This is a genomic window from Streptomyces tendae (assembly GCF_014650435.1).
Lineage (GTDB): Bacteria > Actinomycetota > Actinomycetes > Streptomycetales > Streptomycetaceae > Streptomyces > Streptomyces tendae.
The window spans coordinates 1-25,749 of the sequence record NZ_BMUY01000003.1 but is presented as its reverse complement, the minus strand read 5'-3'; the positions used below and the strand labels follow the sequence as shown (position 1 = coordinate 25,749).

Sequence of the window (25,749 nt, the reverse complement as noted above, 5' to 3'; positions counted from 1 at the left end):
CGCCCATGCGTGATCTTGGGGCGGGGTTCGGCCACCTTCTGAAGGGCCAGCGCTGGGTGGCCCGGCACGGCCGGAGCTACGGCTTCGGGCTCGTCCCGGGCCTGATCACCCTGGTCCTGTACGTGGGCGTGCTGGTCGCGCTCGCGCTGTGGGGCGAGGACTTCGTCGGCTGGGCGACCCCCTTCGCCGACGACTGGTCGAGCCCCTGGCTCGGGCTCTTCCGCGGCTTCCTCACCGCCGTGCTCTTCGCCCTCGCCCTGCTCCTGGCGGTGCTCACCTTCACCGCGGTCACCCTGCTGGTCGGCCAGCCCTTCTACGAAGCCCTCTCCGAGCGCGTCGACCGGGACGTCTCCCCGGACGGCACCGCCCCCCGGTCCGCCCTGCCGCTCTGGCGCGAGCTGTGGATCTCCGGCCGCGACAGCCTGCGCATCCTGGCGCGCGCCGCCGTCTGGGGCGTACTGCTCTTCGCACTCGGCTTCATCCCGGTCGTCGGCCAGACCGTGGTCCCGGTGGTCGGCTTCTTCGTCACCGGCTTCTTCCTCACCGAGGAACTGGCCGCCGTCGCCCTCCAGCGCCGCGGCGTCGAACTGCGCGAACGCCTCGCCCTGCTGCGCTCCCGCCGGATGCTGGTCTGGGGCTTCGGCACCCCGCTGGGCGTCTCCTTCCTGGTGCCGTTCGTCGCCGTGTTCCTGATGCCGGGAGCCGTCGCCGGCGCCACGCTCCTCGCCCGGGAACTGCTGGGCGAGGAGACCCGCGACGGCGCCGACGACCAGTCCGAGGACGGTCCCGCCGACCCGGCGGTCAGTCCCGGCCGGCCCCCGCGGCACTGACCGCCACGCCCACGATCGCCCGCGTCTGCGCCACGATGTCCAGCCTGTTGCGCACGAACCCCGGGTCGGTGACCGCCCCCGTCGCCGGATCGGTGTTCCCGGCCCCGAACTGCAGCACCGGCGTGTGCACGTGCCCGCCCGGCAGCGTGCCGTGCAGCCCGAGCCGGTCCCGCAGCAGCGTCGCACGGTAGGCGATCTCGTTGGAGAGGTAGTTGCCGCCGCCGCCCTCCCGGGCCGTCGACCCCGGCGTGGGCCCGTCCGGCCGTACGACCGGCTCGTCGCCGCCCGCCGGGATCTCCGTCACGCTCGTGTTGTCGTACACGGGGAAGCGGCCGGTGTCCGCCGCCGTGATCGCCGCGTACGGCAGCGTGGTCGTCGTCCACTGCGGCTGCGAGGCCGGGTCGGCGACCGGGACCGTCTCCGTGCGGGAGACGTTGTCGTTGTCCGGGAAGCCGCCCCGCCATGCCCCGTTGGTCCGCTCCACGTCGAACCGCCCGACCCGGCCCTGGCTCACCGTGGTGAACAGGTCCACCCGCGGCAGGTACGGCCGCAGCGCCCGCTCCACCGTCCCCTCGGCGAAGTCCGCCCAGCGCACCGGGAACACGGCCGTCTCCACCCGGGCGGGGCCGTCCGGGGTGTCGATCACCGTGCCGTCCAGGGCGAGCGCTACGGCGCCCGACGGGTTGGAGATCCGGATGTCCCGGTCCAGCGTGAAGGGATCGAAGCCGGTGAGCAGCACCCGCTTGACCCCCTTGCCGTGCCCGCCGCGCGGCAGCCGGAGGTCGGTCTGACCGCGCGAGGTGCGCTCCAGCTCCGTCAGCAGCGCGGCCCGCTGCCGCTCGCTCAGCCCGAAGCCGGGCTCCCAGGTGCGCAGTTCGCGCGTCATGCCGAGCCTCGCCCAGTACAGCGGCCGGTCGTCGTCCCGGCTGAGGTCCCCGCGGGCCGGACCGCGCCCCTGCACCCGGTCCACCGCCCGCCGCCACAGCGCGGCGCCCTCGCGCGCCACCACGGCACGCGCCTCGCGATAGGAGTCCGCCCGCCCGAGCCTCCGGGCGAACGCCGGCGCCACCGCGCCGAATCCGGAGCGCCGCAGGATCTCCCGGGGCACCTCCCCGTCGAGCCGCCGCTCCTCCACAGTCGGTGCGGGGGCGGCACCGCCCGCCTCGGGGGCCGCCGTCGCCGCCGTGGGGGCCGCGAGCCCCGCCACCAGGGCCAGTCCGAGTACGCCGATCCGAACACGTATGGGTCTCAAGGGAGTCCAGGTCCTTCCGTCGCCGTGGGGTGCTGCCGGAACGGCGGCAGTATCGCGTGGCGGAAGGGGTGCGCGCCATGGCGCGTGACCGACCGACTCGTGGCCCTTTGTGAAGGGTTCGTACGAACTCCTGATCGGACGCCCGATCGCGGACCTTCGGCTCAGCACGGCGATTAACGTCGGACCGGGACGCGTGCGAGCGCGCCGTCCCCGTGAACAGCCCCGGTCCGGGACCTGACGGCCGGGCCGGGGCTCAGCCCGCCGCCGGTCTCCCCCCGGGACGACCTACCGGCGCACCGAGAAGCCGTACACCGTCTCCGAGCGGAACACCTCGCCCGGCCGCAGCATCGTGCTGGGGAAGCCGGGACGGTTCGGGGAGTCGGGGAAGTGCTGGGTCTCCAGCGCGATCCCGTCACCGGGGGCGAAGGGCTCGCCCAGGTGGTCGGCGGTGTACAGCTGGAGCCCCGGCTCGGTCGTCGCCACCGTGAGCACCCGCCCCGACGCCGGGTCGTACAGCTCGGCGACCTCCTCGGCGGTGCCGGTCACGCCCTTGTCCAGCACGAAGTTGTGGTCGTAGCCCGAGCCGACCTTGCGTGCCCGCCGGAAGTCGAAGCGCGTGTCCGTCACGTCGTCGAGGCCGCCCGTCGGGATCAGGCCGGCGTCGACCGGAGTGATCCGGGAGGCGGCCAGCCGCAGTTCGTGCCCGCCCGCGTGCCCGGAGCCGCTCAGGTTGAAGTAGCTGTGGTTCGTCGGGTTCAGCACGGTCGGCGCGTCCGTGACCGCCTCGTACACGATCCGCAGCGCGCCCGACCCGTCCAGCGTGTACGTCACCGACATCTCCAGGCGCCCCGGGAAGCCCTCCTCGCCGTGCGGGGAGACGCGGCTCAGCCGGACACCCTCCTCGACCGCCGCCACGTCCCACACACGCTTGTCGAAGCCCCGGGCGCCGCCGTGCAGCGTGTTGGGCCCCTCGTTGGGCGCCAGCGCGTACGTCCGGCCGTCCAGCGGAAAGCGCCCGCCCGCGATCCGGTTGGCGTACCGCCCGACCAGCGCGCCGAAGTACGGCTCCGGGTGCGCCACGTAGCCGTCCAGGTCAGCGAACCCCAGGACCACGTCGGCCGGGTGACCGTCCCGGTCCGGGACCTCGGCCGACTGCACGATCCCGCCGTACGACAGGACCCGGACCCGTACGCCGGCCCGCTCCAGGGTCCAGCGGTGCACCGGGGTGCCGTCGGAAAGTGTGCCGAAGAGTTCGCTCATGTGCGGAACTCTAGGACACGCCCAGGTCAGCGGCCGGGTCAGGGACTCTTCGCGGTGACCGCGCGGTAGGCGATCTCCGCCAGCCGCGCCTGGCCGTCCACACTCGGGTGGAACCAGTCCCAGTGGCTCAACTGGTCCGTGCCGAACCGGAACTCGTGCACCGCTCCGTCGTCGGTGCGGCACCGCCGGTCCTTCGCGCAGACCTCCCGCAGCACCTCGTTGTAGTCCGCCACCCGGTCGCGCACCGTGTTGCGCCGCAGGGTCGCCGCCGAGTCCAGGGAGTCCGCGTCGCCCAGCATCGACGGGCACAGGCCGAGCTTCCACACCTGCTTGCCCAGCGGGTTGGTGCGGCCCTGGGACCAGAGCCGCTTGAGGTCCGGGATGCTCGACACGTACACCTGCGCCTTGGGGAGCTTCTTGCGCAGGGTGGCCATCGCCTCCTCGAACTGCGCCCGGAAGTCCGCCACCGGCGTCATCGCCGAGGTCGTGGACCGGCACGCGTCGTTCGCCCCGGCCATCACCGCCACCAGCTCCGGCTCGCGCTTCGCCGCCCGCGTCACCTGATCGGTCAGATCCGCCATCCGGGCCCCGGTGACCGCGTAGTTCCAGCTGTGCTCGGCCGCGTCCGCCTTCCCCAGCAGCCGTACGGCCAGCGAGTCGACCTCGGCGCTGCTGCCGGTCGCCCACGACACCTCCGGGCAGTCGGACAGCACCGCGCAGGCGTCGAAGCCGCGCGTGATGGAGTCGCCCACGGCGGCGACGGATGCCGGTCTTGTGTCCCAGGCGGGCGCCGTACTCGTCCGCTTCGACGGGCTGCCGGACGGAGCGGGGGAGTCGCCGCCCACGGCGTCGCAGCCCGCCAGGCCCGCGCCCAGGGCGGCGGCGGTCAGGGCGGCGAGCGCGGCACGCGCCCGGCGACGGCCGTACCGCGTCCGCTGGTCCGTCCCTCGACCCATACCGGTCCCACCCCTCGCCTCGTGCCTCCACCGTGCTCAACCCATGACACCCCGCGAGGGTTCCCGAGGGCGACGATGCAACGGCTCACACCCGTACAAGCGTCCTGCCGGGTGAATGGCGGAGGTTTGTCGGCGGCGGGACCGACGGTACGTCACACTCCTTGGCCCGTCGCACGGTAGCCTCGCCATCACGTGGCCCGCCCGGTCACGGCCGTTCCACCCGTTCCGAGATGTCCCGCTCAGCCCGGAGGTTCCGGTGACGACACGTGGAGTCCTGTACGTGCACTCCGCGCCGCGCGCGCTCTGCCCGCACGTCGAGTGGGCCATCGCCGGGGTGCTCGGCACGCGCGTCGGCCTGGACTGGATCCGGCAGCCCGCCGCCCCCGGCACCTGGCGCTCGGAGTTCTCCTGGCAGGGGCAGACGGGCATCGCCTCCAAGCTCGCCTCCGCACTGCGCGGCTGGCATCTGCTCCGCTTCGAGGTCACCGCGGAACCCTCCGCGAACGCCGAGGGCGAGCGCTACAGCTGCACCCCCGACCTCGGTATCTTCCACGCCGTCACCGGCATCCACGGCGACATCATGATCCCCGAGGACCGGCTGCGCGCCGCCCTGGTCCGCTCCCAGCGCGGCGAGACGGACCTCGAGTCGGACCTCGCCAAGCTCCTCGGCAAGCCCTGGGACGACGAGCTGGAGCCCTTCCGGCACGCGGGCGAGGGCGCCCCGGTCCGCTGGCTGCACCAGGTGGTGTGACACCCGCCCGCCCCGCGCACACGAGGAAGGCCCCCACCGACCGGTGGGGGCCTTCCTCGTACGGTGGGCTACGTCGCTCAGACCGACCGGAACGCGAGGACCACGTTGTGCCCGCCGAAGCCGAACGAGTCGTTCAGCGCGGCGATACGGCCCTCCACCGGCAGCTTGCGGGCCTCGCCGCGGACGATGTCCGCGTTGGCCTCGGCCTCCGGGTCGAGGTTCTCGACGTTGATGGTCGGCGGCGCCACCCGGTGGTACAGCGCGAGCACGGTCGCCACGGACTCCACGCCGCCCGCGCCACCGAGGAGGTGACCGGTCATCGACTTGGTGCCGGAGACCGCCATGTGGTCGACGTCGTCGCCGAGGACCTTGCGCAGCGCCTTCAGTTCGGCGATGTCACCGGCGGGCGTCGAGGTGGCGTGCGCGTTGACGTGCACGATCTCGGCCGGGTCCAGGTCGTTGCGGTCCAGCAGGTTCTGCAGGGCGGCGGAGATGCCGCGGCCCTCCGGCTCCGGCTGCACGATGTCGTGGCTGTCGGCGGAGATGCCCTGGCCGACCGCCTCCGCGTAGACGCGGGCGCCGCGCGCGGCGGCGTGCTCGGCGGACTCCAGGACCAGGACGCCGGCGCCCTCACCGAGGACGAAGCCGTCGCGCGCCGTGTCGAAGGGGCGCGAGGCACCCTGCGGGTCGTCGTTGTTCTTGGACATCGCCATCATGTTGCCGAACGCGGCGATGGGCAGCGGGTGGATCGCCGCCTCCGTGCCACCCGCGACGACGACGTCGGCGCGGCCGGTGCGGATCATCTCGATGGCGTAGCCGATGGCCTCGGCGCCCGAGGCGCAGGCCGAGACCGGCGTGTGCACGCCCGCGCGGGCGCCCACGGCCAGGCCCACGTTGGCCGAGGGGCCGTTCGGCATCAGCATGGGGACGGTGTGCGGGGAGACGCGGCGGACGCCCTTCTCCTTCAGCACGTCGTACTGGTCGAGCAGCGTGGTCACGCCGCCGATGCCGGAGGCGATGACCGCACCGAGCCGGTCGGGGTCGACATGGGCCGCGCCGTCCTCGGCGGGGCTCTCGCCCGCCTTGCCGACGTACCCGGCGTCCTTCCATGCCTCCCGCGCCGCGATCAGCGCGAACTGCGCCGAGCGGTCGAGGCGGCGGGCCTGCGGCCGCGGGATGACCTCGGAGGGGTCGACGGCGGCCGGCGCGGCGATGCGGACCGCCTGGTCGGCGGCCCACTCCTGCTCCAGGGGCTTGGCTCCGGACTTGCCGGCGACCAGACCCTCCCAGGTCGAGGCTGCGTCGCCACCCAGCGGTGTGGTTGCGCCGATACCGGTGACGACCACGGTGCGATTGGTCGAGCTCACGGGAATTCTTTCTCCAACGGGATACGGATTCGTACGGCGCCACCGCCGGGTGGCGGGGCAGTCTGCCCGGATCTGACCGATACCCGGGACATGCCCGAGTATCGGCTGATCAGGCCTGGTGGTCGAGGATGTACTTCGTCGCGTCGCCGACGGTCTTGAGGTTCTTGACGTCCTCGTCCGGGATCTTGACGTCGAAGCGCTCTTCGGCGGCGACGACGACCTCGACCATGGACAGCGAGTCGACGTCCAGGTCGTCGGTGAAGGACTTGTCCAGCTGGACGTCCTCAACCGGGATGCCGGCGATCTCGTTCACGATCTCCGCGAGACCGGCGACGATCTCTTCCTGAGTGGCGGCCATGATGGCGCTCCTTCTTTGTTGTCCAGAGGGTGTGGCGGTCCGCCGCGTCGGCGGCGGGTGTTGCTGCTCTCCGTTCCGGACCGGGTGATCCGGCACGGAGTGCCTAGGGGAGGGTAACGACCGTCGCGGCGTAGACGAGACCCGCCCCGAAGCCGATGACGAGTGCGGTGTCGCCGCTCTTCGCGTCGCCGGTCGCCAGGAGCCGCTCCATCGCGAGCGGAATCGAGGCGGCCGAGGTGTTGCCCGTGGTGCGGATGTCACGGGCGACCGTGACGTGATCCGGCAGCTTCAGCGTCTTCACCATCGAGTCGATGATCCGCACGTTGGCCTGGTGCGGGATGAAGACGTCCAGGTCGTCCGGGCTGATCCCGGCCGCGTCCAGCGCCTGCTGCGCGACCTTCGCCATCTCGAACACGGCCCAGCGGAACACCGCCTGGCCCTCCTGCGTGATCGCAGGAAACTTGACGTTGCCCTCGGAGTCGAGGGGCAGTGCGGAGAGGTCGCCGACCCGGAAGCGGTCCCACGGGACCGTCTGCTTGATCGTTTCGGCCTTGTCGCCCTCCGAGCCCCAGACCGTCGGGCCGATCGCCGGCTCCTTGGACGGGCCGACCACCACCGCGCCCGCGCCGTCCCCGAACAGGAAGGCCGTGGCCCGGTCCTCCAGGTCGGTCAGGTCGGACAGCCGCTCCACGCCGATGACCAGCACGTACTCCGCCGAGCCCTCGACGACCATGCCCTTGGCCAGGGTCAGGCCGTAGCCGAAGCCCGCGCAGCCGGCCGAGATGTCGAAGGCCGCGGCCTTGTCGGTGCCGAGGCGGTCGGCGATCTCGGTGGCGATGGCCGGGGTCTGGCTGAAGTGCGACACGGTCGAGACGACCACGGCACCGATCCGCGAGGCGTCGACCCCGGCGGCCGCGAGGGCCTTGCCGGAGGCCTCCACCGACATCGCGGCGACGGTCTCCTCCGGCCCGGCCCAGTGCCGGGTCTCGATGCCGGAGCGCGAGCGGATCCACTCGTCGGACGAGTCGATCTTCTCGAGGATCACCTCGTTCGGCACCACCCGGGTCGGACGGTATCCGCCGACGCCGAGGATGCGCGCGTACGGGGCGCCCTTGCTGGGCTTGATCTTCGACATGCTCTCGCGCTCCTTGTCAGGCCTGGGTGTGCTCGGCGACGAGCTCGCGGGCCGCGTCGAGGTTGTCGGGGGTCTTCAGGGCCAGCGTCTGCACGCCGGGCAGTGCCCGCTTGGCCAGCCCGGTCAGCGTGCCGCCCGGACACACCTCGATGATCGCGGTGACGCCCAGCTCCTTGAAGGTCTCCATGCACAGGTCCCAGCGCACCGGGTTGGCGACCTGGCCGACCAGCCGGTCCAGTACCTCGGTGCCGGAGGCGACGGCCTGCCCGTCCTTGTTGGAGACGTACGTCACCTTCGGGTCGGCCGGCGTCAGCGTCTTCGCGGCCTCGGCGAGCTTGTCCACGGCGGGGGCCATGTGGTGCGTGTGGAACGCGCCGGCCACCTTCAGCGGGACGACCTTTCGGACACCCTCGGGCTTGTCCTCGTTCAGCGCGGCCAGTTGCTCCATGGTGCCCGCCGCCACGATCTGACCGGCGCCGTTCACGTTCGCCGGGGTCAGGCCGAGCCGCTCCAGGTGTGCGACGCTCACCTCGGGGTCGCCGCCGAGCAGCGCCGACATGCCGGTCTCGGTGACCGCGGCGGCCTCGGCCATGGCCAGGCCGCGACGGCGTACGAGGGACAGCGCGGCGGTGTCGTCGAGGACGCCCGCGAAGACGGCGGCGGTGATCTCGCCGACGCTGTGCCCGGCGACCGCGCCGGGCGCGAACCCGGAAATGTCACCGAGTGCCGCGGCGGACAGGATTCCGGCGGCGACCAGCAGCGGCTGGGCCACCGACGTGTCTCGGATCTCGTCCGCGTCGGCCTTGGTGCCGAAGTGGGCGAGATCGAGTCCGATGGCGTCCGACCACGCGGCGACGCGGTCGGCGGCACCGGGGAGGGCGAGCCAGTCAGTCAGGAAGCCGGGCGTCTGAGCGCCCTGGCCGGGAGCGACGAGTACGAGCACTCTCACACTCTCTCTTGAGGACGGCCGCGACCGCCCGTGGGGACAGGGACGAAGAACAGGAGCGGGATTTGTGGAACCCGCACAAAAGCTTAGAGCTGCGGATCTCCGTCGGCCAGACGCCCCAGGATGAGCGCGATCCGCAGTGTGAACGCAGACCGTACATCAGAGGGTGACCATCCGGTGACGTCAGTCACACGTCGGAGCCGGTAGCGCACGGTGTTCGGGTGAACGAAGAGCATCCGGGCGGCGCCTTCCAGACTGCTCGCCTGTTCGAGATAGACGCTGAGCGTCTCCAGGAGCGCCGCCCCCGCTTCCTCCAACGGTCTGTAGATCTCCTCCACCAACTGCTCACGGGCCGAGGGGTCGGAGGCGATCGCGCGCTCCGGCAGCAGGTCGTCGGCGAGCACCGGACGCGGCGCGTCCTGCCAGGCGGTGCACGCCTTCAGCCCGGCCGCGGCGGCCTGTGCGGACCGGGTGGCGGCCAGCAGGTCCGGCACCACGGGCCCGGCGACGACAGGACCCTGCGCGAACGGCCCGATCAGCGACTTCGCCACCGCCAGCGGGTCGTTGCGGCCCCCGGCGATCACCACGAGCCGGTCCCCGAGCACCCCGGTCAGCACCTGGAGCTTGGCGTGCCGGGCCGCGCGTCGGATGGCCTCCACGGTCAGCTCGGAGTCCCCGTCGGGAGCGGTGCCCAGCACGACGCACACGTGCTCCGGCGAGTTCCACCCGAGGGCGGCGGCCCGCGACACGGCGCCCTCGTCGGCCTCCCCGCTGAGCACGGCGTTCACCACCAGCGACTCCAGGCGCGCGTCCCAGGCACCGCGTGCCTCGGCGGCCTGGGCGTACACCTGGGCGGTCGCGAAGGCGATCTCCCGGGCGTACACGAGCAGCGCCTCGCGCAGCACCGACTCGTCCCCGGGCGCGGCGACCTCGTCGATCGCGGACTCCATCACCTCGATGGTGGTCCGCACCATTTCCACGGTCTGGCGCAGCGTGATCGCCCGGGTCAGCTCGCGCGGGGCGGTGCCGAAGACGTCGGTGGAGATGGCCTGGGGTGCGTCCGGCCGCCGGAACCACTCGGTGAACGCGGCGATGCCGGCCTGGGCGACCAGCCCGATCCAGGAACGGTTCTCCGGTGGCATCGCCCGGTACCACGGCAGCGTCTCGTCCATGCGTGCGATGGCCTGCGCGGCGAGTGATCCGGAGGACTGCTCCAGTCGCTTCAGGGTCGCGGTATGCGGGTGGGCGGGCTGGGCGGGGGCGTCGGGCTTGCCGGTTTCGGGTTCGGGCACGGGGACAAGACTGCCTTATCGGGCCGGGCGGGTGTGCCGCCGGGGCTACGGTGAACGACGTGATGGACGTACGCCGCGCCGACGAGCGCTACCCCGGGGGCGACGAGGCCGCGGGCATCGCCTCCCGCCACGCCTTCTCCTTCGGCCCCCACTACGACCCCGACAACCTCCGCTTCGGCGCCCTGCTGGCCTGCAACGAGGAGCGTCTGGCCCCCGGTGCCGGCTTCGACGAGCATCCGCACAGCCACACCGAGATCGTCACCTGGGTCGTGGAGGGCGAGCTGACCCACCGGGACAGCGCGGGCCACGAGACGGTGGTCCGCGCCGGTGACGTGCAACGCCTCAGCGCGGCGGGCGGCGTCCGGCACGTGGAGCGCAACGACGCCGCCGTCCCCCTCACCTTCGTCCAGATGTGGCTGGCCCCGCACGAGCCCGGCGGCGAGCCCGCCTACGAGATCGTCCGCGGCATCGCCGACTCCACCCCGTACGCGGTGCCGGAGGCGGGGGCGATGCTCCACGTGCGCCGCCTGGCCGCGGGGGAGCGGACGGCGGTGCCGGACGGGGCGTACGTGTACGTCCACGTGGTGTGCGGTGGAGTACGCCTCGGCGACGCGGAACTGGGCGCGGGCGACGCGGCCCGGGTCACGGGGGCGCGGGGGCTGTCAGCGGTCGGCGTGACGGACGCCGCTCTCCTGGTCTGGGAGATGGGGGACGTCTAGCCGGTGCCGGGGCGCCTGCCGGGCGGCCGACGGCAGGGGCGATCCCCGGCGGGCGTTGACTTCCCCAGGGCACTTCGCCGGTTCACTTCCGCAGCTCACGGGATATGGCGTGCTCGTCCCGTCCCAGCACGGTCTCCTCCAGACTGTGGTCGTCCCGGCGGGAGAAGTGCTCGCCCGCGGCGAAGTCGTCCTCGCTCAGCACCCGCCCGCACCACTCGCCCCGCCCGGCCACGTGATCGTCGAACGGTACGGCGGCGCCCTCACCGAGGACGACCCACAGGCCGTCGTCCCAGCGGAGGGCGAGAACGTAGGTGTGCCCGATCTCCAGCCGGGGTGCCTGGGGAGCCGTGCGCTTGGTCCGGTTCCCGCTCCGGTGGACCGACCAGCCGGGAGCCTTCATCTCGAAGTCGCTCGCCACCTCGTGCCGGGGATGCCCGGCGGACCACAGGGTCTCCTCCCGCCGCAACGTCACCGACCGGTCGACCGTGTACCGCACGGGCCCCTCGTCGAAGTCCTCCCGGTCGGTCTCACGCTCGGAGGCCGGTCTCGCCACGACGACGTGGTCCGCGCCGGCCTTCCAGTCCGCCGCGGTCCGGGACGGGTACGGGTCGCCGACCGGGCCGCAGCCCACCACCGTGGTCAGCCCCTCCCGACCGGTCAGCACACCCGCGGTGAGACCGGCGAGGGCCAGCAGCGCGACGGCGGGTCTGCCGCCCGGCAGCCGCGGGACCGGATTGCTGTGGATCATGAGAGCAGTCTGTCCCGCGAGGAACGCCGACGGACCCGCGAAAGGGGGTCTGTCGGTCCTACCCGAACTCGGCCAGCACCGCGTCCGTGAGCGCCGGCCAGACCTCGACCGCCCAGGGGCCGAAAGCGCGGTCGGTGAGGGCCACGCAGGCGAGGCCCGCGTCCGGGTCGATCCAGAGGAACGTGCCGGACTGACCGAAGTGGCCGAAGGTGCGCGGGGAGGAGGCGGAGCCCGTCCAGTGCGGGGACTTGGAGTCGCGGATCTCGAAGCCGAGGCCCCAGTCGTTGGGGTTCTGGTGGCCGTAGCCCGGCAGCACGCCCTTCGTGCCGGGGTACTGGACCGTCATCGCCTCGGCGACCGTGCGCGGGTCCAGCAGCCGGGGCGCCTGCACCTCGGCGGCGAAGCGGAGCAGGTCCTCGACGGTGGACACGCCGTCCTTCGCCGGGGAGCCCTCCAGGGCGGTGGACGTCATGCCCAGCGGCTCCAGCACCGCCTGCCGGGCGTACTCGGCGAACGGCATGTCCGCCGCCTTCGCGACGTGGTCGCCGAGCTGCTCGAAACCGGCGTTGGAGTACAGCCGCCGCTCCCCGGGCGCGGAGGTCGTCCGGTGCTCGTCGAAGGCCAGCCCCGAGGTGTGCGCGAGCAGGTGGCGGACCGTCGCGCCGGGCGGCCCGGCGGGCTCGTCCAGCTCGACCGCGCCCTCCTCGTAGGCCACGAGCGCCGCGTAGGCCGCGAGCGGCTTGGTCACCGAGGCGAGCGGGAAGCGGTGCGCGGCCGGGCCGTGGGTGCCCAGGACCGTGCCGTCGGCCCGTACGACGCCCGCCGCGGCGGTGGGGACCGGCCAGTTCTCGATCGACGCGAGGCTCTTCAAGGACATGGCGTCGAGCCTAAGCGCTCAGAGCGTCAGCTCCAGCAAGGGGTCCGGCTTGAGCCGGAAGCCCATCGAGACGTACAAGGGCTCGGCCTGCGTGGACGCGGTGAGGCGGACCCGCCGGGCGCCGCGCTCGCGGAACCACTCCAGCAGCGCCTCCATGCAGGCGCGCGCATACCCGCGGCGGCGCGCGTCCGGGTCGGTGGCGACGCTGAACACGTAGCCGTCGGTGCCCAGAGGATTGCCCGCGCCGCCGATGCGGTAGTCGAGCGTCCCGGCCACCAGTGCCGCCAGCGTCCCCGGGCGCTCCGGGTGATCCACCACGAACGCGGCGAAGAGGCCGTCCGGCTCGGCCAGCCTCCCGCGCAGCACCGGCAGGGACTCGGCGTGCCAGTCGGTGGAGCGATCGGACCGGGCCAGCGAATCGATCATCACCTGACGCAGCCGGAGTACTTCCTCCGCGTCCTCGGGCCGTGCACGGCGTACCAGGGTCATGCCGGGCATGCTAGACAGCCCGGGCACCCGCCGGCCCGTGATTTTCCCGCCGTGCGCGCTTGCTTGGAGTGCACTCCAAGGCCATAGCGTGGGGCACATGACGGTGATGCAGACCACGGCCGGGACCCTCGCGCCGAACGCCACCAGAACGGACATCTGCTCCGCCCCGCCCCGGCGCCACCCGCGCCCCGACGGGCAGGACCGCTACACCATCAGCGAGGTCGTCGCCTTCACCGGCCTGACGGCCCACACGCTGCGCTGGTACGAGCGGATCGGCCTGATGTCCCACATCGACCGCTCGCACACCGGGCAGCGCCGGTACAGCAACCGCGACCTGGACTGGCTCGACTTCGTCGGCAAACTGCGCCTGACGGGCATGCCGGTCGCCGACATGGTCCGGTACGCCGAGCTGGTCCGCGAGGGCGAGAGCACCTACCCCGACCGGCGGGAACTGCTGGAGTCCACCCGCCGGGACGTGCTGACGCGGATCGCCGAACTCCAGGACACCCTCGCCGTACTCGACCGGAAGATCAGTTTCTATGGGGACGCCGGACGTTCCCGCGAAACGGAGAGCACCCGATGACCGACAGCACCGTCCCCACCGCCAGGCTCGGCGACGACGGCCCCGAGGTGGGCGTCCAGGGCCTGGGCTGCATGGGTATGAGCTTCGCCTACGGCCCCACGGACACCGACGCCTCGCGGGCGACCCTGGAGCGCGCGCTGGAGCTGGGCGTGACGCTCTACGACACGGCCGACGCGTACGGCGCGGGCGAGAACGAGCGGTTCCTGGCGCCGTTCTTCAAGGCCCACCGCGAGGAGGTCGTCGTCGCCACCAAGTTCGCCCTGTCGATCCCGCCGGACGACCCGACCCGGCGGATCATCCGCAACGACGCGCCGTACATCCGCGAGGCCGTCGAGGCGAGCCTGCGCCGCCTCGACCTCGACGTGATCGACCTCTACTACATGCACCGGCGCGACGTGAACGTGCCGATCGAGGAGACCGTCGGCGTCATGGCCGACCTGGTGCGCGAGGGCAAGGTCAAGCACCTCGGGCTGAGCGAGGTGACGGGCGGGGAGCTGCGGGCCGCGCAGGCGGTGCACCCGATCGCCGCCGTGCAGTCGGAGTGGTCGCTGTTCAGCCGGGACATCGAGGCGGGCGTCGTACCCGCCGCCCGTGAACTGGGCGTCGCCCTCGTCCCCTACTCGCCGCTCGGCCGGGGCTTCCTCACCGGCTCCTTCGCCGACGCCGACCAGGACCTCACGCAGGGCGACTTCCGCCGTCAGCAGCCGCGCTTCACCGGCGACAACGCGGCGGCCAACGCCGCCCTCCTCGCCCCGGTCCGCACCGTGGCCGAGGCCCACGGCGCCACCCTCGGCCAGATCGCCCTGGCCTGGGTCCAGCAGCGGGCCCGGGTCCACGGACTGCCGGTGATCCCGATCCCGGGCACCCGGAAGCCGACCCGGGTGGAGGAGAACACGGGGGCGACGCGGATCGTCCTGACGGAGGACGAGCTGTCCCTGCTGGAGCCGATCGCGGAGAAGGTCGCGGGGGACCGGTACGCGGACATGACGTTCACTTCGGCCGGACGGGAGTAGCAGAGCACCCCTGGGGACGCGCCCCTCAGGGGCGCGGGGCTGTTTCGATTTGCGGCTCCGCCGCGTGGGCGCGACCAGCCACGACGCGGCTGCACCCGAAAAGGAAACAGGACCCGGCAGACGCTAGAGCTCCGCCAACAACTCCGCCTTCTTCGAGGAGAACTCCTCGTCCGTCACCAGCCCCTGCTGATGCAGCTCCCCCAGGTGCCGGATCCGCTCGGCGATGTCCGCCGGGTCCCGCCGGGGTGCCGGCACGGATACCGGCACCGGGGCGCTCGCGCCCCGTTCCCGCACCGCCGCCAGCACCGCCGCCGCGAACGGCAGTGACTCGTGCACCGGCCCGTACCCGAGCCCGAACACGACCGCCGCGGGATCCTGGTCGGCCTGGGGGACGACCGGTGCGGCGGAAGCGGCGGACGCGGCGGGGGCCGCCGACGCGTCGGCGTCGCGCGGCAGCAGCCGCAGGTACCCCTCGAACATCTCGGGGGAGCGCCACTCCACCCCGCCCAGGTCGGCGACCGGGAAGCTCTGGTCGCCGGCCTTCCACTTCGCCGACGACGCGCCCGTCCAGGACCACCGGAAGGACACCGCCTTCCCGTCGAAGGACGCCTTCCCGTCGTACGCCTTGAAGTGCAGCGGTGCCTCGGGCGGCGCCACCAGGTAGCGCTCGGTCCGGTCCGACTCGGTCAGCAGCGACCGCAGCTCGTCGGCGTAGTACTCCGCGAGCGTCTCCCGTTCGGCGGGCAGCACCAGCCGGTAGGGGTCGCCGCTCTCCTTCAGCTGCCCGGCCGCCGCCTCGATCAGCGGATCGGCACCCGCGCGCGGTTCGACGCGCAGCACGACGGTGCCACGCCTGCCGGGCGCGAGCGTCACGCCGGCGATGGCCTCCAGCGGCACCCGGCGTTCCCCCAGGGCCTGGAACAGCTTGGGTGTTCGAATCCCCCGTTCGTAGCGGATGAGCACGGAGTCGGACTCGAACTCCCAGGCGGCATGAAATCCGGCCAGTACGTCACCCATGCGGCTCATCGTATGCGGCACGAGCCTTCCCGTCCCCTCCCCGTGCAAACCGGAGTTTCTGCGCCTCTACGCGCGTCCGGCCGCCGTCGCCGCGGACAAACCCGCCCGGCATGTGTCGTCTTCGCCGGCGCAGGCGACCGTGCGGTATGCGCCAACCCCGATCCCCGCGAAGTTCCGCAGGCTGTCCGTACCGGGCACGAAGTAGCCGCTGTGCCCCTGGGCGTCCCGCGCGGACAGCACCCGCGCCCCGAAGCCGGCGGACACCGGGTCGGCGCCGTGCCCGAGGCCGCCGACCTCCAGGTACGGCACGTCCTGGATCCAGTCGTCGGCATCCCGCATCGCCCACACCCGGGCGGAGGTGTCCAGGCGGGAGGCGTTCTCGGCACGCATGCCGGGACTGCCGGCCACCGCTATGTCGCTCACCCGGCCGGGCAGCGTGTCCGCGGCGAGGCCGCACACCACCGAGCCGTAGCTGTGGCAGAAGAGGGAGACCGGGGACCGGCCGGGCAGTGCCCGCAGCAGCGCGTTCAGCCGCGCCGCCCCGTGTTCGGCCCGGTTCGCGGTGGCCGCCTCCATGCCGAGACCGCTGGGGGAGGTGTAGTCGGCCCAGGCGATCACGGCCGTGTCGGTGCCGGGACTCGCCGCGCGCTCGGCCGCGTACAGCGACTTGGCCATGCCGACCGGCGCCGCGTACTTCTTGCGGTCGGTGCGCTGGAAGGTGAGCAGTTCGGTGTCCACACCGGGCACGACGACGGACACGCGGTCGGCGCGGTTCAGGTTCCCGAACACCTCGGCGACCCGGCCCGAACCCGCCGGGTCGAAGGCGAGGATGTGCCGGCCGGGGTCGAGCAGCGCCTCGTAGTTGCGCATCCGCCGGCCGGCCTCGCGCTGCCCGGCGGGGGAGAGGCGCTTGTCGTGCGTGCGGGCGCGCTCCACCGACCGCGCCTTCTGCAGTGCGGAGCGGTTGGCGAGGTAGCGCAGCTGGACGGGGGCGCCGTTCATGTTGCCGACGGCCAGCGGATACCGGTGGGCCAGGCTGGTGCGCTGCCATGCGGTGAGCGAGGCGAAGAAGCGGGCCAGCCGGGCGGGCGCGGCCTGGGCGTCGGGCAGATGCCGTCCGTCGATCCGGCCGTGCTCCCAGGCCGTGACCGACGCTTCGAGTGCCGTGGGGCCCCGCTGGTTGCGCAGGGCGGTCCAGCCGGTGGTCGCCAGCATCACGAACACCACGGCCAGGGCGAGCAGTGCGCGCCAGACGTTCAGCTGCGGGGAGGTGTCGAAGGAAGTCACTGGGAGGACACACTAGGAGAACGGGAGGGTCTCGCGTGAATCCAGTGACACGGATCACGTTTCGGAGCTGCGCCAGTTCCCCGTGAGCGCGGGCGCCACGTGATCGAGGTAATCGGCCGTCAGGTCCCGCAGGGCCGCCAGGCTCGCGTCGTCGCGCGCCGACCAGATCCGTTCGGTCACCCGCATCACCGCGCCGAAGACGGCCACGACCACACGGGGCCGCGGGTCCGCGTCCAGGTCGAGGCCCTCACGGCCGGCGACGACGCGGGCGATCTCCTCCTCCAGCTCCGTCGCCCGCCGCAGGTGTGCGGCGAGCAGTGCGGGCGTCGACTCGATCACCCGGTAGAAACGCATGTGCAGTTCGAGCGGGACCAGCTGCTCGACGGCCTCGCCGATGGTGCTCCAGCTCGCCGCGAGGGCCAGGCGCAGCGCGTCCAGGGGCGCCTCCTCGGGCGGCCGTGCGTGCACCGCTTCGACGAAGCGGGACTCCGCGAGCCGCGACACGAAGAACGCCGCGTCCTCCTTGGAGGCGAAGTAGCGGAAGAAGGTCCGCTGCGAGACGTCGGCGGCCTCGGCGATGTCGTCGACGGTCGTCTCCTCGTAACCGCGCTCGGTGAACAGTTCGAGGGCGGAGCGCAGCAGCAGGTCCCGGGTGCGCTGCTTCTTGAGTTCACGCAGCCCGGGGCGGGAGGCCGCGGGGGCGGTCTCCGGGGGTGCGGTCTCCGGGGGTGCCGATGTGCCGGCCACCTTCAAAGGTCGTCTCCTTCGTACGGTTTCCCCTGTTCAAGCTATAGGGGGATGTCATGTCAGTTACTGACTGGTGAATTGGTTTGTCAACTGTCAGCGGCTGTCATTAGCCTCAGCGGTATGACTAGTCAGACCACGCTCGACAAGCCGGGACCGGGCGACGGCCCGCCGGCGGGTTCGGCGCCCGCCAAGGGATGGCGCGGCCATCCGTGGGTGACCCTCGTCACCGTCGCGGTCGGGGTCATGATGGTGGCCCTGGACGGCACCATCGTGGCGATCGCCAACCCCGCCATCCAGGACGACCTGGACGCCAGCCTCGCGGACGTCCAGTGGATCACCAACGCCTACTTCCTCGCGCTCGCGGTCGCCCTGATCACCGCCGGCAAGCTCGGTGACCGCTTCGGCCACCGGCAGACCTTCCTCATCGGCGTGGCGGGCTTCGCCGTCTCCTCCGGTGCCATCGGACTGTCCGGCAGCATCGCCGCGGTCATCGTCTTCCGTGTCTTCCAGGGCCTGTTCGGCGCGCTGCTGATGCCGGCCGCGCTCGGCCTGCTGCGGGCCACCTTCCCGGCCGAGAAGCTCAACATGGCCATCGGTATCTGGGGCATGGTCATCGGCGCCTCCACCGCGGGCGGACCGATCCTCGGCGGCGTGCTGGTCGAGCACGTCAACTGGCAGTCCGTGTTCTTCATCAACGTGCCGGTGGGCATCGTCGCCGTCGTCCTCGGCGTCATGATCCTGCTGGACCACCGGGCCGAGAACGCGCCGCGCTCCTTCGACGTCCTCGGCATCGTGCTGCTGTCGGCCTCGATGTTCGCCCTCGTCTGGGCCCTCATCAAGGCGCCCGAATGGGGCTGGGGTTCGGGTCAGACCTGGCTGTTCATCGGCGGGTCGGTAGTGGGCTTCGTCCTGTTCTCCATCTGGGAGACCAAGGTGCGGGAGCCGTTGATCCCGCTGGCGATGTTCCGCTCGGTGCCGCTGTCGGCCGGTGTGGTGCTGATGGTCCTGATGGCCATCGCCTTCATGGGCGGCCTGTTCTTCGTCACCTTCTACCTGCAGAACGTCCACGGCATGAGCCCCGTCGACGCCGGCCTGCACCTGCTGCCGCTGACCGGCATGATGATCGTCGCCTCGCCGCTGGCCGGCGCGATGATCACCAAGGTGGGCCCGCGCATACCGCTGGCCGGCGGCATGGTGTGCACCGCGGTCGCCATGTTCGGCATCTCCACGCTGGAGACGGACACTGGCAGCGGTCTGATGTCGATCTGGTTCGCCCTGCTGGGCCTCGGTCTCGCGCCCGTCATGGTCGGCGCCACCGAGGTCATCGTCGGCAACGCCCCGATGGAGCTGTCCGGCGTGGCCGGCGGTCTCCAGCAGGCGGCGATGCAGATCGGCGGCAGCCTCGGGACGGCCGTGCTGGGTGCCGTGATGGCCTCCAAGGTCGACAGCGACCTGGCCGGCAACTGGAAGGACGCGGGGCTGCCCGCGCTGACGCCGGAACAGGCGGACCAGGCATCCGAGGCGGTCCGGGTCGGTGTCCCGCCGGTGGCGCCGGGCACCCCCGCCGAGGTCGCCGGGAAGATCACCGACGTCGCCCACGACACCTTCATCTCCGGCATGAGCCTGGCCTCGCTGGTCGCCGCCGGGGTCGCGGTCGTGGCGGTGTTCGTCGCCTTCCTCACCAAGCGCGGCGAGAACGCCGAGGCGGGCGCGGGCGTGGGCCACATCTGATCCGGCCCGCGGAGTTCGTCGGCCCCGTCCCCGTTTCGTCCATCAGGGTGACAGGGGCCGCGAACCCTCCCCTCCACCGGACCGTGCAGGTCACAGTGGGTCAAGTCCTCCGCAGGGCACGGAGGGCGCGAGGCTGCGGCGCGCTGCCGGAGGGGGGCGGCGCGCAGGCAGCACGTTCGAAGCAGGCATGACACTCCGCACGGGGGTACTCGAACTCCACAGGGAGTCCATGGAGTTGCTGATGGCGAGCTTCGGAAACGGATCGCGCAGGCGCCCCCGCTCACGTGGCCGGACGTGGTCACGGACCGGGCCGGATCGCGCGACGCTCGCGACGGGCCCCGGCTCTTGGCACCCGTCCGGCGCGTAGGAGCGACGACTCCGGGCAACGGCACCTTCCGGGCCGCTGCACGGCGTCACCCTCACCCTTCGCCCGGATGTTCCCACCCCCGCCCGTTACGGACGGGGGTGAGCCATGTGCCGCTCCGGCTGGGGTGCGTCCACTCCGGCCGGGGTGCGTCCTACGCGTCCCCGCCGGCCACCCCCGGGTCCGCCGCCGTCACGTCGAGCAGCCGGTACCGGTCGATCGCCTGCTTCAGCACCGACCGGTCGACCTTGCCCTCCCGCGCCAGCTCGCTCAGCACACCCACCACGATCGACTCCGCGTCGATGTGGAAGAACCGCCGCGCAGCCCCGCGCGTGTCCGCGAAGCCGAACCCGTCCGCGCCCAGCGACTGGTACGTCCCCGGCACCCACCGCGCGATCTGGTCCGGCACCGACCGCATCCAGTCGGACACCGCCACGAACGGCCCCTGCGCGCCCGCCAGCTTGCGGGTCACGTACGGCACCTGCTGCTCCTCCTCGGGATGCAGCAGGTTGTGCTCCTCGCAGGCCACGGCCTCGCGCCGCAGCTCGTTCCAGGAGGTCGCCGACCAGACGTCGGCGCGCACGTTCCACTCCTCGGCGAGGATGCGCTGCGCCTCGACGGCCCACGGCACGGCCACGCCCGAGGCCATGATCTGCGCCGGGATCGAGCCGCCGGTGCCCTCGCTGAAGCGGTACACACCCTTGAGGATGCCCTCGACGTCCACGTTCTCGGGCTCGGCCGGGTGCCGGATGGGCTCGTTGTAGACGGTGAGGTAGTAGAAGACGTCCTCGCCGTGCGGGTGCTGCTCGTCCCCGCCGTACATCCGGCGCAGCCCGTCCTTGACGATGTGCGCGATCTCGAACCCGAAGGCGGGGTCGTACGCCACGCACGCCGGGTTGGTCGAGGCGAGCAGCTGCGAGTGGCCGTCCGCGTGCTGGAGGCCCTCACCGGTCAGGGTCGTACGGCCCGCGGTCGCGCCCAGGACGAAACCGCGCGCCAGCTGGTCGCCCATCTGCCAGAACTGGTCGCCGGTGCGCTGGAAACCGAACATCGAGTAGAAGACGTACACCGGGATGAGCGGCTCGCCGTGGGTGGCGTACGCCGATCCGGCCGCGATCAGCGAGGCCGTGCAGCCCGCCTCCGAGATGCCGTCGTGCAGCATCTGCCCGTTCGGCGCCTCCTTGTAGGCGAGCAGCAGATCGCGGTCCACCGACTCGTACTGCTGGCCAAGCGGATTGTAGATCTTCGCACTCGGGAAGAACGAGTCCATGCCGAACGTGCGGTACTCGTCCGGCGCGATCAGCACGAACCGCTTGCCGATCTCCTTGTCCCGCATGAGGTCCTTGAGCAGGCGCACAAACGCCATCGTCGTCGCGATGGACTGCTGGCCCGACCCCTTCTTCACGGTCGCGTACGTCTTGTCGTCCGGCAGTGCGAGCGGCTTCGACCGCACGACCCGGGTCGGCACGTACCCGCCGCAGCCCAGGCGCCGGTCGTGCATGTACTGCATCTCCTCCGTGTCCCGGCCCGGGTGGTAGTACGGCGGCGGGCCGGACTCCAGCTCCTTGTCGGAGATCGGCAGGTGCAGCCGGTCGCGGAAGCGCTTCAGGTCGTCGACCGTCAGCTTCTTCATCTGGTGCGTGGCGTTGCGGCCCTCGAAGTTCGGGCCCAGCGTCCAGCCCTTGATCGTCTTGGCCAGGATGACCGTCGGCTGGCCCTTGTGCTCCAGGGCCGCCTTGTACGCCGCGTAGATCTTGCGGTGGTCGTGACCGCCGCGGCCCAGGTGCAGGATCTGGTCGTCGGTCATGTTCTCGACCATCGCGCGCAGCCGGTGGTCGTCGCCGAAGAAGTGGTCGCGGATGTAGGCGCCGGACTCGGTGGCGTACGTCTGGAACTGGCCGTCCGGGGTGGTGTTCATGCGGTTGACCAGCACGCCGTCGCGGTCCTGGGCCAGCAGCGGGTCCCAGGTGCGGTCCCAGACCAGCTTGATCACGTTCCAGCCGGCGCCCCGGAAGACCGACTCCAGCTCCTGGATGATCTTGCCGTTGCCGCGTACCGGGCCGTCCAGGCGCTGGAGGTTGCAGTTGACCACGAAGGTCAGGTTGTCCAGGCCCTCCCGGGCGGCGATGGACAACTGGCCCAGCGACTCCGGCTCGTCCATCTCGCCGTCGCCGAGGAAGGCCCACACGTGCGACTTCGAGGTGTCCGCGATCTCGCGCGCGTGCATGTAGCGGTTCATCCGCGCCTGGAAGATCGCGCCGATCGGGCCGAGGCCCATCGAGACCGTCGGGAACTCCCAGAAGTCCGGCATCGACCGCGGATGCGGGTACGACGACAGCATGTTCGGCGCCTTGGACTTCTCCTGGCGGAAGCCGTCGAGGTGCTCCTCGCTGAGCCGATCCAGCAGGTACGCGCGCGCGTAGATGCCCGGTGAGGCGTGGCCCTGGAAGAAGACCTGGTCGCCGCCGTCGCCCTCGTCCTTGCCCCGGAAGAAGTGGTTGAAGCCGACGTCGTACAGGGAGGCGGAGGAGGCGAAGGTCGCGATGTGGCCGCCGACGCCGATGCCGGGCCGCTGCGCGCGCGAGACCATCACCGCCGCGTTCCAGCGGGTGGCGTTGAGGATCTTGCGCTCGATCTCCTCGTTACCGGGGAAGAACGGCTCGCTCTTGGTCGGGATGGTGTTGACGTAGTCCGTGCTGCGCATCTCGGGCACGGCCACGCGCTTCTCGCGGGCCCGCTCGATCAGCCGCAGCATCAGGTAGCGGGCCCGCTCCCGGCCGCGCGCGTCGACGGCGGCGTCGAGGGAGTCGAGCCACTCCTGGGTCTCCTCGGGATCGAAGTCAGGAACCTGACTCGGAAGGCCGCCAATGATGATCGGGCTGCGATCACTGCGATCGGATGCGGAAGCCACGCTGTTCCTTCGCTGTCAGAGGGCCGTTTTTCCGGGTTTCTCCCCGGGTTCTTCCCGGTTTCTTCCCGGGTTTCTGCGCCGATTCCCCCGCTGGTTCCCCATCGTGTACCTCGCGGGGGCGATCGTCATCTGTACCGTGGGGTAACCGGTTCTCCCGTGAGGATCGGGGGCACGTTCATTCGAGTCTCGTACCCACACATGGTTCCCAAATACGCAAACGGGGCAGATAGGTGTGGTGTACGTCACCTTCGGGCTGGACGGCATGGCTGGAGTTGCGACGACACGGCCGGGATCGTCACCGTTTCGGCGGTCCCAGACGCCGGGTACTTGCGCGATCCGTCCCGCCCGTGTGGACTACGGCCAAGCTTCGCGCACGCGCGTGGCTGAAGACATCTACCGAAACATGATCAGGAGGCAACCCGTGAGCGCGACCGCGGACCACGCGGAGGAGCGGACGAACCCTGCCGCCAGGCTGGGTTTCCAGCCCGGGCAGGTGGTCCAGGAGATCGGCTACGACGACGACGTCGACCAGGAGCTCCGCGAGGCCATTGAGGGCGCCGTCGAGGGCGAGCTGGTGGACGAGGACTACGAGGACGTGGCCGATGCCGTCGTGCTGTGGTTCCGTGACGACGACGGCGACCTGACGGATGCGCTGGTGGATGCCACCACGTACATCGAAGAGGGCGGGTCGATCCTCCTTCTCACGCCGAAGACCGGCCGTGACGGGTACGTCGAGGCCAGTGACATCTCGGAAGCCTCGACGACCGCCGGACTGACGGCGTCCAAGAGCGTCAGCGTCGGCAAGGACTGGAGCGGCAGCCGGCTGGCGACGCCCAAGGCCGCCAAGTCCAAGCGGTAGCCCGCAGGGCTCCGTGACATCCGGGCCCCGGACGGGCCGGCCGCTGTCGGCCCGTCCGCGGGTCCGTGACCTTCCGTGCGTAGGGTGGTTCCCAGCGAATCACCTACGGAGAACCTCCTGCGGAAGGGACGAACGGGACATGACGATCCAGGTCGGCGACAAGGCCCCCGACTTCGAGCTCAAGGACAACCACGGTGCGACCGTCCGGCTGTCCGAGTTCCGCGGCCGCAAGAACGTCGTGCTGATCTTCTACCCCTTCGCCTTCACCGGTGTGTGCACCGGCGAGCTGTGCGAGGTGCGCGACAACCTGCCGCAGTTCTCCGACCGCGACACCCAGGTGCTCGCCGTCTCCAACGACTCCATCCACACCCTGCGCGTCTTCGCCGAGCAGGAGGGCCTGGAGTACCCGCTGCTGTCCGACTTCTGGCCGCACGGCAACGTCTCGCGCGACTACGGCGTCTTCGACGAGGACAAGGGTTGCGCCGTCCGCGGCACCTTCGTGATCGACCAGGAGGGCGTCGTGCGCTGGACCGTGCGCAACGGTCTGCCGGATGCCCGTGACCTGACCGAGTACGTGAAGGCGCTCGACGCCCTGTGACCTGCGCCCGCCGGCCGGCACCGCGTGGTGACGCGAAGTACCGCGTGGCGACGCCAAGTGCCGACACCCCGTGATTTGTCGGCTCCGGGGACTGCGGGGCGCGGGAACCCGTCACTAGGATCGACTCGTTGATCCGATATCCACGCACTACGGGGCACCCCGCCCCTGGACACCAATGGAGGACTCGTGGGAGTCAGCCTCAGCAAGGGCGGCAACGTTTCGCTGACCAAGGAGGCCCCCGGCCTGACCGCGGTCATCGTCGGTCTGGGGTGGGACATCCGCACCACGACCGGCACCGACTTCGACCTCGACGCCAGCGCGCTGCTGCTGAACAGCGCGGGCAAGGTCGCCAGCGACGCGCACTTCATCTTCTTCAACAACCTGAAGAGCCCGGACGGGTCGGTCGAGCACACCGGCGACAACATCACCGGTGAGGGCGAGGGCGACGACGAGCAGATCAAGATCAACCTCGCCACGGTCCCCGCGGACATCGAGAAGATCGTCTTCCCGGTCTCGATCTACGACGCCGAGAACCGCCAGCAGTCCTTCGGCCAGGTCCGCAACGCGTTCATCCGCGTCGTCAACCAGGCCGGCGAGGCCGAGATCGCCCGCTACGACCTGAGCGAGGACGCCTCCACGGAGACCGCCATGGTCTTCGGCGAGCTGTACCGCAACGGCGCCGAGTGGAAGTTCCGCGCCATCGGCCAGGGCTACGCCTCGGGCCTGCGCGGCATCGCCCAGGACTTCGGCGTGAACGTCTGAGTCACCGTCTCGACACGTCCGGCGCCGCACGGTTTACGTGCGGCGCCGGACGCGCAGGAAACCCAAGAACCATCACCCGGGGAGGGGACCATCACCATGGGCGTCACGCTTGCCAAGGGCGGCAACGTCTCCCTGTCCAAGGCCGCACCGAACCTGACACAGGTACTGGTCGGACTCGGCTGGGACGCGCGTTCCACCACCGGAGCACCCTTCGACCTCGACGCGAGCGCACTCGTGTGCAGCAGCGGCCGGGTGCTCGGCGACGAGTGGTTCGTCTTCTACAACCAGCTCAAGAGCCCGGACGGCTCGATCGAGCACACCGGCGACAACCTCACCGGCGAGGGCGACGGCGACGACGAGTCGCTGCTGGTCGACCTCTCCAAGGTGCCGGCCCACTGCGACAAGATCGTCTTCCCGGTCTCGATCCATATGGCCGACGAGCGCGGCCAGACCTTCGGCCAGGTCAGCAACGCCTTCATCCGGGTCGTCAACCAGGCCGACGGCCAGGAACTGGCCCGCTACGACCTCAGCGAGGACGCCTCCACGGAGACCGCGATGATCTTCGGCGAGCTCTACCGCTACCAGGGCGAGTGGAAGTTCCGTGCAGTGGGGCAGGGGTACGCGTCGGGGCTTCGCGGCATCGCTCTAGACTTCGGAGTCAACGTTTCGTAAAGCCGAGTACGGCGCGGGGGAGCCCCGTACACACACGATTGGGTAGCCAGTGCTTCTGAAAACCTTCGGCTGGTCGTTCGCGGTCACCGCGCTCGGCCTGGTCGCGGCGATCTTCTACGGGGGGTGGACCGCCTTCGGCATCGTCGCGATCCTCTCGATCATGGAGATCTCGCTGTCCTTCGACAACGCGGTGGTCAACGCCGGGATCCTGAAGAAGATGAATGC

General features: G+C 71.3%; 25 protein-coding genes and 2 pseudogenes. 12 read left to right on the top strand and 15 right to left on the bottom strand.

What is annotated here, in order from left to right:
• Positions 1-5 precede the first annotated feature (5 nt).
• Positions 6-830: an EI24 domain-containing protein gene (locus IE258_RS08885; protein WP_189741281.1), complete on the top strand. Its 825-nt coding sequence runs from the start codon at positions 6-8 to the stop codon at positions 828-830.
• Here the strand turns inward: IE258_RS08885 and IE258_RS08880 are convergent.
• The 3 genes from IE258_RS08880 to IE258_RS08870 form a co-directional block, all read right to left on the bottom strand.
• Complete coding sequence (locus tag IE258_RS08880) at positions 802-2,082, bottom strand: pyroglutamyl-peptidase I (protein ID WP_189741277.1); 1,281 nt, start codon at positions 2,080-2,082, stop codon at positions 802-804. The two genes, IE258_RS08885 and IE258_RS08880, sit on opposite strands and share 29 nt — an antisense overlap.
• Positions 2,083-2,367: 285 nt before the next feature.
• Positions 2,368-3,342, bottom strand: a complete 975-nt coding sequence (locus tag IE258_RS08875; RefSeq protein WP_189741274.1) for an aldose epimerase family protein — start codon at positions 3,340-3,342, stop codon at positions 2,368-2,370.
• 38 nt (positions 3,343-3,380) lie between these two features.
• Complete coding sequence (locus tag IE258_RS08870) at positions 3,381-4,298, bottom strand: SGNH/GDSL hydrolase family protein (protein ID WP_189741271.1); 918 nt, start codon at positions 4,296-4,298, stop codon at positions 3,381-3,383.
• Between the two features lie 256 nt (positions 4,299-4,554).
• Between IE258_RS08870 and IE258_RS08865 the strand changes: the two genes are divergently transcribed.
• Complete coding sequence (locus tag IE258_RS08865) at positions 4,555-5,049, top strand: DUF3145 domain-containing protein (protein WP_189741268.1); 495 nt, start codon at positions 4,555-4,557, stop codon at positions 5,047-5,049.
• A 77-nt stretch (positions 5,050-5,126) separates the two neighbouring features.
• On the opposite strand, the gene IE258_RS08860 is transcribed toward IE258_RS08865, so the two are convergent.
• The 5 genes from IE258_RS08860 to fasR all read right to left on the bottom strand — a co-directional run bounded on the left by IE258_RS08860 (position 5,127) and on the right by fasR (position 10,147).
• Positions 5,127-6,416 carry a beta-ketoacyl-[acyl-carrier-protein] synthase family protein gene (locus tag IE258_RS08860; RefSeq protein ID WP_189741265.1) on the bottom strand — a complete coding sequence of 430 codons (1,290 nt, stop codon included), beginning with the start codon at positions 6,414-6,416 and terminating at the stop codon, positions 5,127-5,129.
• Positions 6,417-6,525: 109 nt separating this feature from the next.
• Positions 6,526-6,774, bottom strand: a complete 249-nt coding sequence (locus IE258_RS08855; protein WP_052842858.1) for an acyl carrier protein — start codon at positions 6,772-6,774, stop codon at positions 6,526-6,528.
• Positions 6,775-6,877: 103 nt separating this feature from the next.
• Entirely contained in the window at positions 6,878-7,909 is a 1,032-nt protein-coding gene (locus tag IE258_RS08850; RefSeq protein ID WP_189741262.1) for a ketoacyl-ACP synthase III, read from the bottom strand.
• Between the two features lie 16 nt (positions 7,910-7,925).
• Entirely contained in the window at positions 7,926-8,852 is a 927-nt protein-coding gene (locus IE258_RS08845) for an ACP S-malonyltransferase (protein ID WP_189741259.1), read from the bottom strand.
• Between the two features lie 89 nt (positions 8,853-8,941).
• Positions 8,942-10,147, bottom strand: coding sequence for a fatty acid biosynthesis transcriptional regulator FasR (gene fasR / locus IE258_RS08840; RefSeq protein ID WP_052842855.1), 1,206 nt, complete (start codon positions 10,145-10,147; stop codon positions 8,942-8,944).
• A gap of 62 nt (positions 10,148-10,209) precedes the next feature.
• Between fasR and IE258_RS08835 the strand changes: the two genes are divergently transcribed.
• On the top strand, positions 10,210-10,866 hold the full coding sequence (locus IE258_RS08835; protein ID WP_189742603.1) for a pirin family protein: 657 nt from the start codon (positions 10,210-10,212) through the stop codon (positions 10,864-10,866).
• Between the two features lie 82 nt (positions 10,867-10,948).
• Here IE258_RS08835 and IE258_RS08830 read toward each other — a convergent pair whose 3' ends face one another.
• Genes IE258_RS08830 through IE258_RS08820 form a run of 3 tightly spaced genes read right to left on the bottom strand, consistent with a single transcriptional unit; the run spans position 10,949 to position 12,980 of the window.
• Positions 10,949-11,614: a hypothetical protein gene (locus tag IE258_RS08830; protein WP_189741256.1), complete on the bottom strand. Its 666-nt coding sequence runs from the start codon at positions 11,612-11,614 to the stop codon at positions 10,949-10,951.
• Positions 11,615-11,672: 58 nt separating this feature from the next.
• Positions 11,673-12,491: a serine hydrolase domain-containing protein gene (locus tag IE258_RS08825; protein WP_189741253.1), complete on the bottom strand. Its 819-nt coding sequence runs from the start codon at positions 12,489-12,491 to the stop codon at positions 11,673-11,675.
• Between the two features lie 18 nt (positions 12,492-12,509).
• Positions 12,510-12,980, bottom strand: a complete 471-nt coding sequence (locus IE258_RS08820; protein WP_189741250.1) for a GNAT family N-acetyltransferase — start codon at positions 12,978-12,980, stop codon at positions 12,510-12,512.
• Positions 12,981-13,077: 97 nt separating this feature from the next.
• Between IE258_RS08820 and IE258_RS08815 the strand changes: the two genes are divergently transcribed.
• Both IE258_RS08815 and IE258_RS08810 read left to right on the top strand, forming a co-directional pair.
• Positions 13,078-13,563 carry a MerR family transcriptional regulator gene (locus IE258_RS08815; protein ID WP_189741245.1) on the top strand — a complete coding sequence of 162 codons (486 nt, stop codon included), beginning with the start codon at positions 13,078-13,080 and terminating at the stop codon, positions 13,561-13,563.
• Positions 13,560-14,576 carry an aldo/keto reductase gene (locus tag IE258_RS08810; RefSeq protein ID WP_189741243.1) on the top strand — a complete coding sequence of 339 codons (1,017 nt, stop codon included), beginning with the start codon at positions 13,560-13,562 and terminating at the stop codon, positions 14,574-14,576. The genes IE258_RS08815 and IE258_RS08810 overlap by 4 nt, the downstream gene beginning before the upstream one ends.
• A 123-nt stretch (positions 14,577-14,699) precedes the next feature.
• On the opposite strand, the gene IE258_RS08805 is transcribed toward IE258_RS08810, so the two are convergent.
• From IE258_RS08805 to IE258_RS08795, 3 genes are all read right to left on the bottom strand, one after another.
• Positions 14,700-15,593, bottom strand: a complete 894-nt coding sequence (locus IE258_RS08805; RefSeq protein WP_189741240.1) for a DUF4429 domain-containing protein — start codon at positions 15,591-15,593, stop codon at positions 14,700-14,702.
• Positions 15,594-15,659: 66 nt separating this feature from the next.
• Complete coding sequence (locus IE258_RS08800; protein WP_189741237.1) at positions 15,660-16,880, bottom strand: alpha/beta hydrolase family protein; 1,221 nt, start codon at positions 16,878-16,880, stop codon at positions 15,660-15,662.
• 54 nt (positions 16,881-16,934) lie between these two features.
• Positions 16,935-17,633 (bottom strand): TetR family transcriptional regulator, encoded by a 699-nt coding sequence (locus IE258_RS08795; RefSeq protein WP_189741234.1) that lies wholly within the window; start codon positions 17,631-17,633, stop codon positions 16,935-16,937.
• A gap of 114 nt (positions 17,634-17,747) precedes the next feature.
• On the opposite strand from IE258_RS08795, the gene IE258_RS08790 reads away from it, so the two are divergent.
• Together IE258_RS08790 and IE258_RS42005 are read left to right on the top strand one after the other, a co-directional pair.
• Positions 17,748-19,358 carry an MFS transporter gene (locus IE258_RS08790; protein WP_189741232.1) on the top strand — a complete coding sequence of 537 codons (1,611 nt, stop codon included), beginning with the start codon at positions 17,748-17,750 and terminating at the stop codon, positions 19,356-19,358.
• A gap of 187 nt (positions 19,359-19,545) precedes the next feature.
• A pseudogene (locus IE258_RS42005) lies at positions 19,546-19,686 on the top strand (small hydrophobic protein); the annotation flags it as partial.
• Between the two features lie 190 nt (positions 19,687-19,876).
• Here the strand turns inward: IE258_RS42005 and aceE are convergent.
• Positions 19,877-22,633 (bottom strand): pyruvate dehydrogenase (acetyl-transferring), homodimeric type, encoded by a 2,757-nt coding sequence (gene aceE, locus IE258_RS08785; protein ID WP_189741229.1) that lies wholly within the window; start codon positions 22,631-22,633, stop codon positions 19,877-19,879.
• A 421-nt stretch (positions 22,634-23,054) separates the two neighbouring features.
• Between aceE and IE258_RS08780 the strand changes: the two genes are divergently transcribed.
• From IE258_RS08780 to IE258_RS08760, 5 genes and pseudogenes are all read left to right on the top strand, one after another.
• Entirely contained in the window at positions 23,055-23,492 is a 438-nt protein-coding gene (locus tag IE258_RS08780) for a DUF3052 domain-containing protein (RefSeq protein ID WP_007449195.1), read from the top strand.
• A gap of 139 nt (positions 23,493-23,631) precedes the next feature.
• Entirely contained in the window at positions 23,632-24,090 is a 459-nt protein-coding gene (locus IE258_RS08775) for a peroxiredoxin (protein WP_159327462.1), read from the top strand.
• Between the two features lie 186 nt (positions 24,091-24,276).
• A complete protein-coding gene (locus IE258_RS08770; protein ID WP_189741226.1) occupies positions 24,277-24,852 on the top strand; it encodes a calcium homeostasis/redox stress adaptation protein in 576 nt (191 codons plus the stop codon).
• 96 nt (positions 24,853-24,948) lie between these two features.
• A complete protein-coding gene (locus IE258_RS08765) occupies positions 24,949-25,524 on the top strand; it encodes a TerD family protein (protein WP_003976437.1) in 576 nt (191 codons plus the stop codon).
• Between the two features lie 49 nt (positions 25,525-25,573).
• Positions 25,574-25,749, top strand: a pseudogene (locus IE258_RS08760) (DUF475 domain-containing protein); the annotation flags it as partial.